A 17,023-nucleotide genomic window follows, 5' to 3' on the forward strand; every position below is an offset into this window, starting at 1 on the left:
CTTGCGTCTGCTTCCGTGTGCGGCTCATGCCGGGGTGCCGCTGCCGTCGGTCAGCAGGGCCGTGAGCAGTTGCCCCAGCCAGGTGCGGGCCGCGTCGACGTCCTTGTCCAGCAGCAGCTGGGTGGTGACGCCGTCGTAGGCCGCGACCACCGCGCGGGCGGCGCCGTCGGCATCGCCGAGCACGGCGGGCAGTTCGGTGTGGCCGCGGGCCCTGAACAGCCGGTCGGCGATGGCCTCCCGGAGCCGGGTGCGGTGGTCGAGGAGGGCGTGTGCGACGGCCGGGTCGCGGGCCGCGTGCACCAGGAAGTCGGTCTTCACCAGCAGCCAGTCCACGTCGAGGAGCAGCACATCGGTGACCCGGTCCACGGAGGCGGGCACGTCGAGGTCGGGTCCGTCCTGGGCGAGGGCGTCGGCCACCTGGGCCGCGATGAGGTCGGCGCGCTCCTGGTAGAGGGCGAAGAACAGCTCGTCCAGGGTGGCGAAGTTGGAGTAGAAGGCGCCCCGGCTGTAGCCGGCGGCCTCGCAGACCTCCTCGATGGAGACGCGGCCGAAGCCCTTGGCGGCGAACACCGCGAAGGCGGCGTCGAGCAGGTTGGCCCGTGTCCGCGCCCGCCGCTTGGTGACCCGCCGGGCCGTGTCCTGCGCCGTCATCACCGAGACCTCCGTCGCCCTCCGTTCGATACAGGAATGTATCCGATACATCTGTGTATCGAAAGACTCTCCATGATGGGAACATATTTTCGATTCAGGGGTACGCTGGATCCATGTCCACGCAACTCCAGGGCTCCCTGTTCGACCAGACCGACGAGCTGCGGCTCGGCCCCCTCGACGGACTGCACCGGACCGAGCTGGGCCGGGGCGCCTGGATCGACGTGCTGCCGGGCTGGCTGAGCGGCGGCGACGCCCTGTTCGAACAGCTGGCGGCCGAGGTCCCGTGGCGGGCGGAGCGCCGCACGATGTACGACAACGTGGTGGCCGTACCGCGTCTGCTGGCCTTCTACGCGGCACAGGACCCGCTGCCGCACCCCGTCCTGGACGAGGCCCGCACGGCCCTGTCCGCGCACTACGCCGCGGAGCTGGGCGAGCCGTTCACCACCGCCGGGCTGTGCTTCTACCGCGACGGACGGGACAGCGTGGCCTGGCACGGCGACCGGATCGGGCGGGGCGCCCGGCAGGACACGATGGTCGCGATCCTCTCCGTCGGCGCGCCCCGGGACCTGCTGCTGCGGCCGGCCGGAGGCGGCGGCACGACGGTCCGGCGACCCCTCGGGCACGGCGACCTCATCGTGATGGGCGGCTCCTGCCAGCGCACCTGGGAGCACTGCGTCCCCAAGTCCGCCCGCGCGACGGGGCCGCGCATCAGCATCCAGTTCCGGCCGCACGGCGTGCAGTGACCGGCCCGTAACAGCCGCCCTCTTGCGGAGGACGGTGCGCCATCTGGTTGGCTGTCCCCGACGACCAGTCGCTCTGGGCCTCGGGGAGATCATGCAGGCAGACGTACGCCAAGTCGCCGACGGCACCTACCTGGTGCACGGCCACAACACCAACTGGGTGATCCTCAAGGACGGCGACGCCGTCACGCTGGTGGACACCGGGTACCCCGGGGACCGGCAGGGCGTCCTCGAATCCCTCGCCGTGGTGGGCAGTTCGCCCGAAGCGGTCGCCGCCGTCCTGATCACCCACGCGCACAACGACCACGTGGGCTCTGCCGAGTACCTGCGCAGCACCTACGGCACCCCGGTCTACCTGCACCCGGCGGAAGTCCCGCACGCGCGCCGGGAGTTCCTCCAGCAGGCCACGATCGGCGACGTCGTGCGCAACTCATGGCGGCCCGGTGTGGTCCCCTGGGCGGTGCACGTGATCCGGGTGGGCGGGATCGAGCACAACCCGGTCACCGCGCCCGAGCCGTTCCCGGCCGAGGGCGCGCTCGACCTGCCGGGCCGGCCCGTCCCCGTGCACACCCCCGGCCACACGGACGGCCACTGCGTCTACCACCTGCCCGACGCCGGCATCGTCATCTCCGGCGACGCCCTGGCCACCGGCCACGCGACCTCGCGGCTCAAGGGCCCCCAGATGCTGCACGACTTCTTCCACCACGAGCGCTCCCGGGCCGTGGCCTCGCTGGACCTGATCGGGGCGCTCGACGGCGACACCCTGCTGCCCGGGCACGGCCCGGTCCACCGGGGCTCCGTGCGGGCCGCCGCCGAACAGGCCAGGGAACGCGCCTCCTGAGGACACCGGGTAGGGCCTTAGGGTTCGTCCCATGGCCTTGCAGATCAGCGCCACGAACCCGGAGCACCCCGCGCTCCTGCTCGAACTCCCCTGGGCCGTGCCCCTGGAGGAGTGGCCCGAGGAGTACCTCGTACCGCTCCCCCGGGGCATCTCCCGGCACGTCGTGCGCTACGCGCGCGCAGGCGACGAGGTGATCGCGGTCAAGGAGCTGGCCGAGCGGCCGGCCCTGCGCGAGTACGAGCTGCTGCGCGACCTGGACCGGCTGGGCATCCCCGCGGTCGACCCCCTCGCGGTGATCACCGGCCGCACGGATCGCGAGGGCGCCCCGCTGGAGCCGGTGCTGGTCACCCGGCATCTGCGCGGCTCGCTGCCGTACCGCTCGATGTTCGAGACGACCATGCGCCCGGCGACCATGCACCGTCTGATGGACGCCCTCGCGGTGCTGCTGGTCCGGCTGCACCTGGCCGGGTTCGCCTGGGGCGACTGCTCGCTGTCCAACACGCTGTTCCGCCGGGACGCGGGCGCGTACGCCGCGTACCTGGTGGACGCCGAGACCGGCGACCTGCACCCCCGGCTCAGCCCCGGGCAGCGGGAGTACGACCTCGACCTGGCCCGGGTGAACATCAGCGGCGAGCTGCTGGACCTGGAGGCGTCGGGCGCGCTGCACCCGTCCGTCGACCCCGTCGAGTTCGGCCACGAGATCTGCACCCGCTACGGCGGCCTGTGGCAGGAACTGACCCGCACCTCGGTGTACCCGGTGGGCAAGTACCACTACATGGAGCGCCGGATACGACGCCTGAACGACCTCGGCTTCGACGTCGCCGAGATGCAGATCGAGCACTCCTCGAACGGCGACACGGTCACCTTCGTGCCCAAGGTCGTCGACGCCGGCCACCACCAGCGCCAGCTGCTGCGGCTGACCGGCCTCGACACCGAGGAGAACCAGGCCCGGCGACTGCTGGGCGACCTGGAGAGCTGGATGGCCACCCAGGACGACTACGCCCCGGGCGACCCTCCCCCAAGCTCTCGGCTTCGCTCGAGCAGGGGGGATCCCCATGCCGCCCGCCCGGAGGTCCTCGCCCACCGCTGGATACGCGACGTGTTCCGGCCCACCGTCCGCGCCGTCCCGCTGGAGCTGCGCGGCACCATGGACCCGGCCGAGATCTACCACGAGCTGCTCGAACACCGCTGGTACCTGTCCGAGCAGGCACAGCACGACATAGGCCTCGACACCGCGGTCGAGGACTACATCGCGCACGTTCTGCCGAAGGCCCGGGCGACCCTGGAGCCGACGACCCCCGACTAGATCACGCGTACCGGTCCTCGTAGCGGGTCACTCGTGCGGGACGACGGCGACCGGGCACTCGGCGTGGTGCAGCACGCCGTGGGCGACCGAGCCGATCCGGGCGCCCACCGCCGTGCGGTGCGCACGCCGGCCGACGACCATCAGCTGGGCCCCGCCGGCCACCGAGAGCAGCACCTGTCCCGCGCTGCCCATCTCGATGTGCTCGGCCACGGGCACCTGCGGGAAGCGCTCGCGCCACGGCTGGAGCGCCTCGCTCAGGGCCTTCCGCTCGTACGGTTCGAGCCCGCCGACGTCGTCCAGGAGCTTCAGCGAACCGGGGCTGTAGGCGAAGACCGGCGGCATCGTCCAGGCCCGGACGGCCCGGACGGTGGCGCCGCGGGCGGCCGCCGTCTCGAACGCGAACCGCAGCGCCGCCGCGCTGTCCTCCGGACCGCCCTGCTGGCCGACCACCACGTCCCGTCCGGCCGCCTCCGCCGCCGGCTCGTTCCCGGCACGCACCAGGACCACGGGCCGGTCCGTCCCGGCGATCACCTGCTGGCCGACGGAGCCCAGCAGGAACCCGACCACCGTGCCGTGCCCGCGCGAGCCGAGCACCAGCATCTCCGCCTCCGCCGCGGCGGCGACCAGCACCTCGACGGCCCCGCCCTCGACCACCTCGATGCCCGTCCGCAGCTCCGGATGCCGCGCGGAGAAGGCCCGCACGGCGTCCGACACGCCGTCCGACACCCAGCCGTGCTGGGTGTCCCGGTCCGCCGCGTGCAGGCCCTCGTGGAAGCGCCAGGCGTGTACGACGCGCAGGGGCAGCCCTCGGCGTACGGCCTCCCGGCCCGCCCAGTCCAGCGCGGCCAGGCTCTCCTCCGTACCGTCCACCCCTGCCGTGATCGGGCGTGTCATGCGCGGGCCTCCCAGCCTTCCGTGTCCGTGGGGCCAGTCTTCACCACACCGCGGTCCTGCCGCCGGTGGCTGTCCGTCGGGGCCGTATCCCGGAGCGAACCGGGGCGATCGAACATACGATGGGCGGGAACCGGCGCGGTGGGCTGCGCTCCAGATGGTCCACCGTCCCGTGGAACCGAACGCTCGGGGTGGGAGACGCATGACACAGGCCGCCGACGCAGCGCGGACCGTCATCCTGACCGTGGACGACGACCCGGGGGTCTCCCGCGCCGTCGCCCGTGACCTCAGGCGGCGCTACGGCGAGTCGTACCGGATCGTGCGCGCCGAGTCGGGCGAGTCCGCCCTGGAGGCGCTGCGGGAGCTGAAGCTGCGCGGCGACCTGGTGGCCGTGATCCTCGCCGACTACCGGATGCCGCAGATGAACGGCATCGAGTTCCTGGAACAGGCACTCGACGTGTATCCGGGGGCGCGGCGCGTGCTGCTCACGGCGTACGCGGACACCAGCGCGGCGATCGACGCGATCAACGTCGTCGATCTCGATCACTATCTGCTCAAGCCGTGGGACCCGCCGGAGGAGAAGCTCTATCCGGTGCTGGACGACCTGCTGGAGGCGTGGCGCCACAGCGACTACCGGTCCGTGGCCACCACCAAGGTCGTGGGGCACCGGTGGTCGGCGCGGTCGTCGGACGTGCGTGAGTTCCTGGCCCGCAACCAGGTGCCGTACCGCTGGTACTCGGTGGAGGAGCCGGAGGGGCAGCGGCTGCTGGCGGCGGCCGGGCAGGACGGGCAGCGGCTGCCGCTGGTGATCACCCCGGACGGCTCGGTGCTGGTCGAGCCCGAGGCGCCGGAGCTGGCCGCACAGGTGGGCCTGGCGACAACGCCCACGGCGGACTTCTACGACCTCGTGGTCATCGGCGGCGGTCCGGCCGGACTGGGCGCTGCCGTGTACGGCGCCTCGGAGGGGCTCAGGACCGTGCTGGTGGAACGGTCGGCGACCGGCGGGCAGGCCGGGCAGAGCTCCCGGATCGAGAACTACCTCGGCTTCCCGGACGGTGTCTCCGGTGCCCAGCTCACCGACCGGGCGCGGCGGCAGGCGGCCAAGTTCGGCGCCGAGATCCTGACCGCCCGCGAGGTGACGGGGCTGGAGGTCAACGGCGGGGCCCGGATCGTACGGTTCGCGGACGGCTCGGCGATCGCGGCCCACAGCATCATCCTGGCGACCGGCGTGCAGTACCGGCAGCTGGAGGCCCAGGGCTGCATCGACCTGACCGGCTGCGGGGTGTTCTACGGCTCCGCGCTGACCGAGGCGGCCGCCTGCCAGGGGCACGACGTGTACATCGTCGGCGGCGCCAACTCGGCGGGCCAGGCGGCGATGTACCTGTCCAGGTTCGCCAAGTCGGTGACGCTGCTGGTGCGCGGTCCCGACCTGTCGGCGTCGATGTCGTACTACCTGATCCAGCAGATCAACGAGGCCCCGAACATCTCGGTGCGCAGTCACACGGTGGTCGACGCCGCGCACGGCTCGACCCGTCTGGAGCGGCTGACGCTGCGTCATGTGGCGAGCGGTGAGAGCGAACAGGTCGACGCCCAGTGGATGTTCGTGTTCATCGGCGCGGCTCCGCTGACCGACTGGCTGGGCGACACGGTGCTGCGCGACGAGCGCGGTTTCATCCTCGCCGGGCCCGATCTGACCGCCGACGGGCGGCCGCCGGCCGGCTGGGAGCTGGACCGGCCGCCGTACCACCTGGAGACCAGCATTCCCGGCGTGTTCGTGGCGGGCGACGCACGCGCCGAGTCCGCCAAGCGTGTCGCGTCCGCCGTCGGAGAGGGAGCCATGGCCGTGATGCTCGTCCACCGGTATCTGGAGCAGTCATGAGCGGGCAGTTGATGCCGTGCAGCCCGAAGGAGATCGGCTCCCTGTTCCTCTTCGAGAAGCTGACGCCGGAGCAGTTGGGCCGGCTGTGCAGCGAGGGCCGGGTGGAGCTGTTCCAGCCGGGCCCGGTGTACACCGAGGGTGACCCCGCCACCTGCTTCTTCGCGATGATCGAGGGCACGGTCGTGCTCTCGCGGCGCGTCGGCGGCGACGACGTGGAGGTCACCCGCACCTCGCAGCGCGGAGTGTACGCGGGCGCCATGCAGGCGTACCTGGGTGACCGGGTGCGGCAGGCGTACAACAACTCGATGCGGGTGACGGAGCCGACGCGGTTCTTCGTGCTGCCGGCGGACACCTTCGCGGACATCATGAGCGAGTGGTTCCCGATGGCCGTGCACCTGCTGGAGGGGCTCTTCTTCGGTTCGAAGAACCTCCAGGCCACCGTCGGGCAGCGGGAGCGGCTGCTGGCGCTCGGCTCGCTGTCGGCCGGTCTCACGCACGAGCTGAACAACCCGGCGGCGGCGGCCGTCCGGGCCACGTCGACCCTGCGGGAGCGGGTCGCGAAGATGCGGCACAAGCTCGCGGTCATCGCCGAAGGCCCGTTCTCCCGGGACGCGTTGGCGGGCCTGATCGAGATCCAGGAGCGCACCGCCGAGCGGGTCGCGAAGGCTCCGGCGCTCAGCCCGCTGGAGGCCTCCGACCGGGAGGACATGCTCACGGAGTGGCTGGAGGACCACGGCCTCGACCACGGCTGGCAGCTGGCGCCGACCTTCGTGCAGGCCGGGCTCGACATCGACTGGCTGGAGCAGGTCGCGGCGGCCGTGGACGAGGAGATCCTGCCCGGGGCGATCGGCTGGCTCAACTACACCATCGAGACCGAGCTGTTGATGACCGAGATCGAGGACTCCACCACGCGTATCTCGCATCTGGTCGACGCGGCCAAGCAGTACTCCCAGCTGGACCGGGCGCCCTACCGGGTGGTGGACGTGCACGAACTCCTCGACAGCACGCTGCTGATGCTGTCGGGCAAGATCGGCTCACGCATCCGGGTGGTCAAGGAGTACGACCGCACGCTCCCGCCGGTTCCCGGCTATCCGGCGGAGCTGAACCAGGTGTGGACGAACCTCGTCGACAACGCGGTGTGCGCCATCAACGGCTCGGGCGGGGAAGGCACGTTGACCGTGCGGACCGCGCTGGACAACGAGCGGTTGCTGGTGGAATTCCGGGACACCGGACCGGGAGTCCCGCCGGAGATCAAGAGCCGTATCTTCGACCCGTTCTTCACGACCAAGCCGGTCGGTGAGGGCACCGGTCTCGGCCTCGACATCTCGTGGCGGATCGTCGTGAACAAGCACCACGGCTCCCTGCAGGTCGAGTCGGTGCCCGGCGACACCCGTTTCCAGGTGCTGTTGCCGCTGACCGCCGAGACGCCGGACGACGAGGCGTCCGCCCTGACGACCACCTCCGAGGAGGCAGTATGAGCGACGAGGCCACGATCGACCCGAGCGTTCCGCCGAGCGGTACCGGGTGCGTGGAGTGCGACGAGGCCGGCGGCTGGTGGTTCCATCTGCGCCGGTGCGCGACGTGCGGGCACATCGGCTGCTGCGACGACTCCCCCGCCAAGCACGCCACCGGCCACTACCGGGAGACCGGGCATCCGGTGATCCGCAGCTTCGAGCCGGGTGAGGGCTGGTTCTGGGACTACGCCAAGAACGAGCTGTACGAGTCGGGTCCCGAACTCGCGCCCCCGGTCAGCCATCCGGCCGACCAGCCGGCACCCGGACCGGCGGGCCGGGTGCCGGCGAACTGGGCCGAGACGCTGCGCTGAACCGTCGGCGGATCGGCAGGGAGACACGGCATCGGGTCCGGCCGGGTCGGGATGACCGGCCGGCCCCGGCTGTCAGCGGGCGCAGTCGAGGCTGTCCGGGTCGACGGAGTCGGCCAGCGCCTGCATGCCCTTGTCGTTGGGGTGCAGATGGTCGCCGTTGTCGAAGAAGGGCAGGATCCGTTCGCGGACGTAGGGACTGCGCAGAATGCCGTCGAAGTCGGTGACCGCGTCGAACTCCCCGCTGGTGCGGATGAACCGGTTGACGTCCTCGCGTACGGCCTCGGCGGCCGGGTCCCATTCGGACCAGCCCTCGAACGGGCCGACGGTCCCGCCCACCACGCACTTTCCGGCCGCGTGCGCCCGCCGGAGGATCTCCCGGTATCCGGCGATCAGGTCGGCCGCGGTGACGCCGGTGTGGGCCTTGAGGTCGTTCACCCCCTCGAAGAGGAAGACGGTGCGTATGCCGGGCAGGGCGAGGACGTCCCGGTCCAGCCGGTGGAGGGCGCTCTGCCCGGCACCGTCCGCGAGCACCTTGTTGCCGGAGATGCCCTCGTCGGCCACGCCCTGGACGGCCGTGCCGGCCCCGCTCAGGCGCCGGGCCAGGTAGTCGGGCCAGCGCCGGTTGAGGTCGGTGGTGGACTGCCAGCCGTCCGTGATGGAGTCGCCGAGCACCGCCACGGCACCGGCGGCCGCGTTCTGCGGGCGTACGGAGACGGCGTCGAGGTACCACCAGGATCCGGTCGTCCCGGTCCAGTTGGCCGCACCGGCCTCGGCGGTGTGGTCCCCCTGGGCGAGGTACGACGTCTGCATCGCCATGCCGTGGCCGGTGGCCGGGCCCGCCGCGTCCGGGGTGTGGAGGCTGACGATCAGGTTGACGGCCGCGGGGACCTTTCCGGGCAGCGGGTCGCTCCATGCGACGGCACCGGCCGGGACGGTGACCGTGCGGGCGCCGCCGAAGGTCAGCCGCCGGTTGCTGCCCGGCCGGAGTGCGGCGCCCTCGCTCTGCAGCCCGGCGTAGACGCTGTCCAGGGTCAGCGGGCGGTCGCCGAAGGCGTTGGACAGGCGGATGCGCAGGTCGCTGCCGCCGACGCTGGTGTGCACGACCAGCCGGTATGCGCTGTCGGCCGTGCCCTCGCCCAGCCGGTCGGCGCCGGCCGCCCAGGTGACGACTCCAGAGCCGCGGGTGGTGGGTCCGGGCTGCGGGCCGGCGGCCCTGGCGGGTACGGACTGGCAGGCGACGGCCACCAGCAGGACGGCGGCGATCCGGCAGACGCGCCCGAACCGGCCGGTCATCGCGCGAAGTCCTTCAACGTGACGGACTCACCGGGCTCGAGGCGGACCGTCCGGGACGTGCCTGCGTATCCCACGGAGGTCATGGTGCCGCCGATGCTGCGGATCCGCACCTCGGTGGGTTTCCCGTCCCGCCAGCGCAGGTCGACGACGAAGCCGCCGCGGGCCCCGGCGCCGGTCAGCGACCCGTCGGCGGCCCAGGCGTCCGGCAGGGCGGGCAGGAGTTCCAGGTGGCCGGGGCGGGAGTACAGCAACATCTCCACCGCGGCGGCCGGGGTGCCGAAGTTGGCGTCGATCTGGAAGATGCCCCGGCCCTGCTCGACCTGGTAGATGTCGAAGAGGTTGGGAGCGGTGCCGTTGCCGCCGCCGGTGGACGGGCGGAGGTTGTTGACGATCAGCCGGTAGGCCTTGCCGGGGTTCTTCAGCCGGGCCCAGCACAGCGCGCGCCAGGCGTTGGCCCAGCCGAAGCTGTCCATGCCGCGGGCGGTGAGCAGGGCGGTGGCGCCGGCAACGATGTCGGCGGGGGTGGAGCCGTCGGGGCGGATGCGGTCACCGGGGAAGAGGCCGATCAGCGGGGACAGGTGCCGGTGAGTGGTCTCGCCGAGGTTGTCGGGGGACATCCACTCCTCCAGCCAGCCCGTCTTCGGGCTGACGACCGGGAGGTAGAGGCGGTCGCGGAGCGCGCCGATGGCATCGGCGTACCCGGTGTCCCGGCCCAGCTCGCGCGCGGCGGTGCGGAAGTTGCCGAAGAGCGCCCGGACGAGCTCCTGGGCGTAGGTGATGCCCTTGGCGTCGAGCGGGCCCTGTTCCGGTGACCAGTCGCTGTCGGCGATGAGGACTTCCCGGCCGGTGTCCGGCAGGGTGTGGGTGAGCAGCCGCGCCTCCCAGAACTGGCAGGCGCCCTTGAGGAGCGGGTAGATCTTCTTCAGATGGGCGCGCGACGCCGTGAACTCGTAGTGCTCCCAGAGGGAGTTGCACAGCCAAGCGTTGCCCGCCGGGTGCCACCACCAGCCGCCTCCGCCGTACGGGTTGGTGGAGATGGCCACCGTCCAGCCCGCGTTCCTGCCGCTGGAGTTGCGGTAGCGGTTGCGGGAGTCGTCGAAGAGTCTCCTGGTGAGGTCGGTCCAGGAGGGGAGCTGGGCCACGCAGTAGTCGGTGAAGGCGTCGAAGCAGGGCGAGAGGCCCGCCCGGTCGGCCATCCAGTAGTTCATCTGGATGTTGATGTCGGTGTGGTAGTCACCCATCCAGTCCGGGTCGTTGCCGTCCAGCCACAGTCCCTGCAGGCCCATCGGCAGGCTGCCGCGGGAGCCGGAGATCATCAGGTAGCGGCCGAACTGCAGGTAGGCGGCCTCGAGTTCGGGGTCCGGTGTGTCGTCCAGGGCGCGAGCCTTGATCCGCTCCCAGGTGTCCAGGGCGCGCTGCCGGTCCGACGAGGTGCCGAGCCGGACGTCGAACCGCCCGTACAGGGCCTGGTGGTCGGCGACGTGGGTGCGCAGCAGCGTGTCCGCCGGGTGGCCGGCGGCCGCGTGGACCTTGGCGCGGGCGAGGGCCTCGGGGTCGAGGGAGGGGTCGCGGTAGTGGGCGGCGGCGTCGGGCGCGTAGTCGGTGCCGCCGCTGAGCACCACGGTCAGGTCCTTGCATCCGGAGAAGGTCACGCGGGTGCCGTCGACACGGACGGTGCCGCCGCTGCCGTACGCGGTGACCGCGGCCGCGTACCGCAGTCCGTTGCGGAAGGACCCGGCGAAGGACGTGGCGCTCGACGTCTTCTCGCCGTGCGTGCCTTCGAGGGTCACGGTGCCCGTGTAGCGGCCGCCGCCCTTCTGGGTGAGGTGCAGGACCACCACGTCGTCGGGGCGGCTCGCGAACAACTGCCTCTGGTACGTCACTCCGGAGCGGACGTACGACGTCGTCACCACACCCTGGGCGAGGTCGAGGGAGCGACGGTAGCCGGTGACGGCGCCCAGGTCGTGGTCCGGGATGTCGACGGTGAGGCGGGCGAGCAGGGTGAGCGAGCCGAAGTCGTCGCGGCCGTAGGGGAACTGGCCGTCGGAGTCGAGGGTGTCGTTGAGCCCGCCGGTCCACAGGGTGGCGTCGGTGACGAGCAGGACGTCCCGTCCGGGATCGTTGGTGGCGAGGGCGCCCAGCCGGCCGTTGCCGACGGGCAGTCCCTGCTCGATCAGCGAGTGCTCGTCGGCGGGGGCCCGCCACCACAGCTGGTGACGGGGGTCGGGCGCGGCGGTCTCGGTGGGTCGCTGCGGGGCGGCGGTCGCGGTGAAGGACGGCAGTGAGGCGAGGGCTCCGGTGGCCGCGGCGAGGGCGAGGAAGCCGCGTCTGCTGGGCGGATTCTCCATGGCGGGCTCCGATCACAGGCGGGGGGAAGCGGGAACGTCGATGCGGTCGATGTCCGGTGCGTAGTCCGAACCGCTGTCGAAGGTGAGGGTGTTGGCGCCCGCCTTCAGGGTGACGGGCACGCTCACCGTCTCGACGCTGCCCCAGTCGCCGGTGGAGGGGAACTTGTGGCGGGTGGCGCCGCCGGAGTCGGCGGACACGTTCACCGAGCGGGCGTCGCCGCTGACGTAGGCGACCTTGATCAGGTAGGTGCCGGGCCTGTCGACTACGACGTTGTCGAACCGGATCTTGCCGCCCAGGTACAGGTTGCCGACCTTCTTGCCGCCGGAGCAGGCGGAGCAGTCGGCGACGGACGCATTGCCACTGAGGGTGTTGCCGGCGGACTCGGCCTCGTAGCCGGTGGTGTGCAGGGCGCTGCCCTGCGGGGTGACGGTGAACAGGCGGGAGCCGTGGGCGGGCAGGGCCTCGGTGATCTTGTTCTTGTACGTGCCGAGGTTCTCGTGGTTCCAGAGGTCCCGCACGGCCACCTTGCCGGTGAAGCCGAGGGCGGACCAGTCGGCGGTGACGGCGGCCGGCGAGTCGGCGAGGTTGAACAGCGCGACGGTGTGGCTGCCGTCCGGGTTCTTCGCGGCCCACACCTGCTGCGGGTCGGAAGGCGTGACCGGCCGGGCGGGCGGCATGTCGCCCTGGTCGACGGCGATGACCTCCTTGTTGGTCAGCAGGGAGAGGCCGTAGCTGTCGAGCCTGGTCAGGTCGTCGCCGGTGTAGAGCGGGGACTTGGCGACGGCCCACAGGGTGGCGTAGGTCTGCCGTTCGGCCTTGGTCAGGCCGTCCATGGCGCCGTTGCCGACGTCGAGGGAGTCGAGGTCGTTCCAGCCGCCGGGGCCCGCGTGCCTCGTCCAGCCGGGGGTGTCGTCGAAGCGGTCGTCGACGGAGTTCTCCCAGCTGACGAGGGTGTTGCAGTAGCACTCGACGTCGGTGTCGACGCGCCAGCCGTTGGAGTACTTCTTCCAGTCGGCGGCGTGCCCGATGTCCAGGGACCAGGAGATCTCCAGGTGGACGGGCCGGCCGGTGGCGGCTATGGCCTTCTGCCAGGCGGCGACGTCGACAACGTTGTCGTGGTTGTCGCCGCTCTTGAAGGATCCGGGGCCGACGCCGTCGAGCTTGAGGAAGTCATAACCCCAGTCGGCGAGCGCCTGGGCCTGGGAGTCGACGTACTTCTGGGTACAGGGCTTGGTGAAGTCGAGCTTGTAGGCGCTGTCCCAGCCGTTGGTGGTGCGCAGGTCGCTGTGGACGATGTCGGCGGTGGTGCAGCCGTCGGCGTGCCGGATCGGCACCTTGCCGTCGCCGTAGGCCTCCTTCTCCAGGCCGACCGGCAGGTAGATGCCGGCCTTGAGGCCCTTGGCGTGGATGTGGTCGGCGACCGCCTTCATGCCGTGCGGGAAGCGGACCGGGTCGGGTGTCTGGCGGGCGTACTGGTCGAACTCGGGCTTCCAGGTCTTGTCCCGCCACCAGCCGGCGTCGATGTTGACGTATGCGTAGCCGTACTTCTTCAGCTTGGCGGCGAGGGCGTCGGTCTGCTTCAGGACGTTCGCCTCGGTGAGGTAGCTGTAGTCGCCGTCCGGGTTGAGCCCCGGGTACTTGGACGACTGCATGCTCCAACTGGACCAGCCCATATAGGGCTTGGCGGCCGGACTCGGCGCGGCGTCGGCATGTGCGGCGGCCGGTGCGGTGGTAGCGAGGCCCGCGGTGAGGGCGAGGACGACGGCGGCTCTGAGCCCGCGTGCGGACAGGACGGAATACGAGGGTGACCACATGGGCCGTACCTCCTGGGTGGGTTCGGGTCGGGGCGCTCAGCCCTTTCCGCTGCTGGGGGCCGAGGTGATGAAGGACTGGATCGCGGCGGCCGCGGCGCCGCGCGCCCACTCCTCGAAGGGGAGCGGGCGGGTCTGCACGTCGCACTGGGCGGCCGAGCCGAACGCGGCCGCGGTGAACGCCTCGCGGATCTGCTCGGCGAAGAGGTCGTAGGCGGCCAGGCCCTCGCCGGAGATGATCACGCGCTCGGGCCCGAACAGGTTGGCCACGGTGGCGATGCCCCGGCCGATGGCTTCTCCGGCCCGCGCGTAGGCCTCGCGGGCCCCGGCGACACCCTGGTGGGCGAGGGCCACCGCCTCGGCGCTGTCGGCGACTTGACGACCGGTCACCTCGCGGACGCGGGCGACGATGGCGGCATCCCCGGCGATCGCCTCGACACAGCCGCGGTTGCCGCAGTGGCAGGGCGCTCCCGCCGGGTCGATGACGATGTGGCCGATCTCCCCCGCCACTCCGTGCGCGCCCGCGACCACCTGTCCATGGACCACGAGTCCGCAGCCGATGCCCGCGCCGACGGTGACCACGGCGAAGTCGCTGAGGCCCGCTCCGGCACCGAACCACTGCTCGGCGACGGTCAGCGCGCGCACGTCGTTGTCGACGGTGACCGGCAACCCGCCGGTCATTCCGGCGAGTTCGGCGAGGGGTACGTCCCGCCACGCCAGGAAGGGCGAGTAGCGCACCACGCCCTCGGTCCGGTCGACGTCGCCGGAGACGGCGATGCCGAGCCCGAGGACGGGGGCGCCCGACTCGGCGGCGTGGCCGAGGAGTTCCTGGACGAGGTCCGCGAGCGAGGCCAGCACCTTGCGGGTCACCCGGTCCGGCAGGGGGACGCGCCGGGCGAGGCGGATGCGGCAGCACAGGTCGGTCAGTACGGCGATCAGCTCGTCGCCGGTCACCTTGACGCCGATGAACAGGGCCCGTTCGCCGTTGACCCGGACCAGGCCGGCGGGCCGGCCGAGGGCGGGGCGGGCCTCCTCGTCGGCGCCCTCCACCAGGTAGCCGGCCTCCAGCAGGGGGCGGACGGCCTTGGTGACGGCGGCCGGGGACAGCCCCGCGCGACGGCCCGCCTCCAGGCGGGTCAGCGGGCCGTGGGACAGGACCGTCGTGAAGACCTGCGAGGCGGCCGGTGTGTGGGCCGGGAAGGACTCGGCGGCGGGGGTCGAGCGCATGGCCGGGAACCTATGGCCATTATTTTCCGCTGTCAATAAAAGAAACAGCGGTTGTTGCGGGGGAAGTTGACCCAACCACGGCTCACGGTTCCGGACATGCGGATGCCCCGCGCGAGGCGGGGCATCCGGTGGTGCCGGTGTACTGCTGCCGTCCGTCAGTGGGCGGACGACGGCGTGTTGGCGGCGGTGACGTTCACCGCGGCCCACGCCTTGTTCACCGTCTTGTACTCGGTGCTGGTCGAGCCGTACAGGTCCTTGGCCGCCTTCAGCGTCGCGATGCGCGCCTGGTGGAAGTCGGTGGTGGAGACCATGTAGCGGGTCAGCGCACGGTAGAAGATGGCGGTGGCCTTGGTGCGGCCGATGCCCTTCACCGTGGAGCCGTCGTACGTCGGCGAGTCGTAGTGGACGGTGCCGATCGTCTTCTTGCCGCTGCCCTCCGCGAGGAGGTAGTAGGCGTGCGAGGAGACACCGGAACCGGCGTGCACCTCGGTGTAGTACGTGTCCGGCGACCAGTAGTCGATCGTGCCCTCGAGCTTGTCGAGCGACGGGTGGTCGAGGCGGCGCAGGAACTTCTGGTCGAGGCCCAGCTTCTCCCCGATCAGGTAGTCCGGCGTGTCCTTAGTGTTGTTCGCGTAGAACTCCACGTTGGAGCCGAAGATGTCCGCGAGGGACTCGTTCAGCGAGCCGGGCTCACCGTACTGGTTGCCGTCCGAGTCGACGTAGGTCGGCTCGAGCTTGGCGGTGGCCTCCACGACGCCGTGGGTCAGCTCGTGACCGGTGACGTCGAGGACGACGAGCGGCTTCTTGAACATCGTGCCGTCGCCGTCGCCGTACAGCATGCAGTTGCAGGTCGGGTCCCAGAACGCGTTGGCGACCTTGTTGCCCCAGTGGACCATCGCGCGAGCGGCCTTGCTGTTGTTGGCAATGCCCTTGCGGTTGAAGGTCTTCTTGTAGAAGTCCAGGGTCTTGGTCACGCCGTACTGGGCGTCCGCGGCCGCGCTGGCGCGGCTGCTGGTCTTGTTGTTGCCCCACACGTTGGTGGTGCTGGTGAACTTCGTGCCCGCGCCGAAGCTCTCCGTGTACTTGCCCTTGGCGTCCCGGGTCTCGGTGCCGTACCGGCTCGGGTCCTTGAGCTGGTAGTGGCCGCGCGAGGTCGCCGTGGTGGTCAGACCGACGTTGCCCACGAAGAGGGTCTTGCCGGTGCCGTGCGCGGTCGACGGGTAGCTCGTCGCGCCGGAGACACCCGAGCCGAGCAGACCGGCGGAGGCGTCGGAGCCGATGCCGGTGGCCGGGTCGATGGTCTCGCCGCGCTTGCGCAGCGTGTCGACCAGCTTCGGCGACAGGAACTGGTCCGCGTCGGGCGTGTTGCTGCGCACCTTGCCGGTGACGGCGTCGATGACGACGGTGCTGGAGGCACCCTTGTCGGTGACCGTCACCTGGTAGGCGAGGGCGGAGGCGCCGCCACGGGCGTCGACGACCAGCTGGGCGTCGCCCGCGTCGCCCTTGGCGACCTGGGCGGCCTTCGCCGCGGCCTGACCCGCGGTCAGCTTGGCCGTGGTGCTGGCGGGCTTGACGGCCTTGCCGACCGCGCGGGTGACACCCGTGTAGGCCAGCTGCCGGTTCAGGTGGACGATGAGGTCGCCACCAAGAACGGGCATTCCGTTGTGAGTACGGACGAAGCGGACGTGGCGTGCACCCTCGGGGTCGACCATCACGTCCTGGACGTGAAGCTCGTCGCCCTTCGAGACGCCCGTCGCCGCGTTATGGGCGAAGGCCGCGGTACGCGCCGCCTCCACCACCAGCGTGGCCGTCGAGGCGGCGGACGCGGCGGACCGCTCCACCCCCGTGGAGGGACCCGCGAAGGCCGTACCGGCCAGGCCCGTAGCAGCCGTCGTCACCGCGACGGCAACCGCCACGCTGCGTATGTGCGGTCTACGCAATCTGATCAGGGTTCCTTCGTTCGAAGACAGCTGGGATCACCAACCGCCTTGAGACATGGCACTGTTGGGCGCCATGGGAGCTGGTCGGGCTCCGAGGAGTAACCCTTACGGATGAGTCATGCGCACGTAAAGCCGGAATGATCCATTTCGCGGTTTTCTATGACAATCCTTTACGAATGCCTGCCGCGGGAGTGATCACGATACGGCCAACTGTGTGTCGGCTGTGGAGACGTTGCCCGAATCCCCTAGGTTCCCAGGCCGGAATGTGAC

At 71.2% G+C, this 17,023-nt stretch carries 13 protein-coding genes; 6 read left to right on the plus strand and 7 right to left on the minus strand.

The window, feature by feature from the left end; translation table 11 throughout:
- Nucleotides 1–24: 24 nt before the first annotated feature.
- On the minus strand, nt 25–651 hold the full coding sequence (locus tag ACIRVH_RS41320; protein WP_403964925.1) for a TetR/AcrR family transcriptional regulator: 627 nt from the start codon (nt 649–651) through the stop codon (nt 25–27).
- A gap of 113 nt (nt 652–764) precedes the next feature.
- Here ACIRVH_RS41320 and ACIRVH_RS41325 point away from each other — a divergent pair, with 113 nt between their 5' ends.
- From ACIRVH_RS41325 to ACIRVH_RS41335, 3 genes are all read left to right on the plus strand, one after another.
- Nucleotides 765–1,394, plus strand: a complete 630-nt coding sequence (locus tag ACIRVH_RS41325) for an alpha-ketoglutarate-dependent dioxygenase AlkB (protein WP_403964928.1) — start codon at nt 765–767, stop codon at nt 1,392–1,394.
- 91 nt (nt 1,395–1,485) lie between these two features.
- Nucleotides 1,486–2,232 carry an MBL fold metallo-hydrolase gene (locus ACIRVH_RS41330; protein ID WP_403964930.1) on the plus strand — a complete coding sequence of 249 codons (747 nt, stop codon included), beginning with the start codon at nt 1,486–1,488 and terminating at the stop codon, nt 2,230–2,232.
- 31 nt (nt 2,233–2,263) lie between these two features.
- Nucleotides 2,264–3,538 carry a DUF4032 domain-containing protein gene (locus tag ACIRVH_RS41335; protein WP_403964932.1) on the plus strand — a complete coding sequence of 425 codons (1,275 nt, stop codon included), beginning with the start codon at nt 2,264–2,266 and terminating at the stop codon, nt 3,536–3,538.
- A 27-nt stretch (nt 3,539–3,565) separates the two neighbouring features.
- Here the strand turns inward: ACIRVH_RS41335 and ACIRVH_RS41340 are convergent, their stop codons facing one another.
- On the minus strand, nt 3,566–4,432 hold the full coding sequence (locus tag ACIRVH_RS41340; protein WP_403964935.1) for a universal stress protein: 867 nt from the start codon (nt 4,430–4,432) through the stop codon (nt 3,566–3,568).
- Between the two features lie 199 nt (nt 4,433–4,631).
- Here ACIRVH_RS41340 and ACIRVH_RS41345 point away from each other — a divergent pair, with 199 nt between their 5' ends.
- The 3 genes from ACIRVH_RS41345 to ACIRVH_RS41355 are packed head-to-tail and all read left to right on the plus strand — an operon-like array spanning nt 4,632 to nt 8,133.
- A complete protein-coding gene (locus ACIRVH_RS41345) occupies nt 4,632–6,308 on the plus strand; it encodes an FAD-dependent oxidoreductase (RefSeq protein WP_403964937.1) in 1,677 nt (558 codons plus the stop codon).
- Entirely contained in the window at nt 6,305–7,786 is a 1,482-nt protein-coding gene (locus tag ACIRVH_RS41350; RefSeq protein WP_403964939.1) for an ATP-binding protein, read from the plus strand. Before ACIRVH_RS41345 ends, ACIRVH_RS41350 begins: the two co-directional genes overlap by 4 nt.
- Nucleotides 7,783–8,133 (plus strand): UBP-type zinc finger domain-containing protein, encoded by a 351-nt coding sequence (locus ACIRVH_RS41355; RefSeq protein ID WP_403964941.1) that lies wholly within the window; start codon nt 7,783–7,785, stop codon nt 8,131–8,133. The genes ACIRVH_RS41350 and ACIRVH_RS41355 overlap by 4 nt, the downstream gene beginning before the upstream one ends.
- Before the next feature lie 72 nt (nt 8,134–8,205).
- On the opposite strand, the gene ACIRVH_RS41360 is transcribed toward ACIRVH_RS41355, so the two are convergent.
- The 5 genes from ACIRVH_RS41360 to ACIRVH_RS41380 all read right to left on the minus strand — a co-directional run bounded on the left by ACIRVH_RS41360 (nt 8,206) and on the right by ACIRVH_RS41380 (nt 16,729).
- Entirely contained in the window at nt 8,206–9,426 is a 1,221-nt protein-coding gene (locus ACIRVH_RS41360) for an SGNH/GDSL hydrolase family protein (RefSeq protein WP_403964944.1), read from the minus strand.
- On the minus strand, nt 9,423–11,774 hold the full coding sequence (locus ACIRVH_RS41365) for a glycosyl hydrolase family 95 catalytic domain-containing protein (protein WP_403964946.1): 2,352 nt from the start codon (nt 11,772–11,774) through the stop codon (nt 9,423–9,425). The genes ACIRVH_RS41360 and ACIRVH_RS41365 overlap by 4 nt, the downstream gene beginning before the upstream one ends.
- Before the next feature lie 12 nt (nt 11,775–11,786).
- Nucleotides 11,787–13,589 (minus strand): alpha-galactosidase D, encoded by a 1,803-nt coding sequence (locus tag ACIRVH_RS41370; RefSeq protein WP_403964948.1) that lies wholly within the window; start codon nt 13,587–13,589, stop codon nt 11,787–11,789.
- 36 nt (nt 13,590–13,625) lie between these two features.
- Entirely contained in the window at nt 13,626–14,813 is a 1,188-nt protein-coding gene (locus tag ACIRVH_RS41375) for an ROK family protein (protein WP_403964950.1), read from the minus strand.
- Nucleotides 14,814–14,968: 155 nt separating this feature from the next.
- Entirely contained in the window at nt 14,969–16,729 is a 1,761-nt protein-coding gene (locus ACIRVH_RS41380; protein ID WP_403964952.1) for a M4 family metallopeptidase, read from the minus strand.
- Between the last annotated feature and the right edge of the window lie 294 nt (nt 16,730–17,023).

The sequence above is a fragment of the Streptomyces sp. NPDC101165 genome (genome assembly GCF_044768135.1).
In the GTDB taxonomy this organism is placed as follows: domain Bacteria; phylum Actinomycetota; class Actinomycetes; order Streptomycetales; family Streptomycetaceae; genus Streptomyces.

Bases quoted from the DNA above. Each gene is read 5' to 3' on its own strand.
- ACIRVH_RS41345 (WP_403964937.1), top strand. From the start codon at position 4,632: ATGACACAGGCCGCCGACGCAGCGCGGACCGTCATCCTGACCGTGGAC.
- ACIRVH_RS41320 (WP_403964925.1), bottom strand. From the start codon at position 651: ATGACGGCGCAGGACACGGCCCGGCGGGTCACCAAGCGGCGGGCGCGG.
- ACIRVH_RS41360 (WP_403964944.1), bottom strand. From the start codon at position 9,426: ATGACCGGCCGGTTCGGGCGCGTCTGCCGGATCGCCGCCGTCCTGCTG.
- ACIRVH_RS41325 (WP_403964928.1), top strand. From the start codon at position 765: ATGTCCACGCAACTCCAGGGCTCCCTGTTCGACCAGACCGACGAGCTG.
- ACIRVH_RS41330 (WP_403964930.1), top strand. From the start codon at position 1,486: ATGCAGGCAGACGTACGCCAAGTCGCCGACGGCACCTACCTGGTGCAC.
- ACIRVH_RS41335 (WP_403964932.1), top strand. From the start codon at position 2,264: ATGGCCTTGCAGATCAGCGCCACGAACCCGGAGCACCCCGCGCTCCTG.
- ACIRVH_RS41370 (WP_403964948.1), bottom strand. From the start codon at position 13,589: ATGTGGTCACCCTCGTATTCCGTCCTGTCCGCACGCGGGCTCAGAGCC.
- ACIRVH_RS41340 (WP_403964935.1), bottom strand. From the start codon at position 4,432: ATGACACGCCCGATCACGGCAGGGGTGGACGGTACGGAGGAGAGCCTG.
- ACIRVH_RS41375 (WP_403964950.1), bottom strand. From the start codon at position 14,813: ATGCGCTCGACCCCCGCCGCCGAGTCCTTCCCGGCCCACACACCGGCC.
- ACIRVH_RS41350 (WP_403964939.1), top strand. From the start codon at position 6,305: ATGAGCGGGCAGTTGATGCCGTGCAGCCCGAAGGAGATCGGCTCCCTG.
- ACIRVH_RS41365 (WP_403964946.1), bottom strand. From the start codon at position 11,774: ATGGAGAATCCGCCCAGCAGACGCGGCTTCCTCGCCCTCGCCGCGGCC.
- ACIRVH_RS41355 (WP_403964941.1), top strand. From the start codon at position 7,783: ATGAGCGACGAGGCCACGATCGACCCGAGCGTTCCGCCGAGCGGTACC.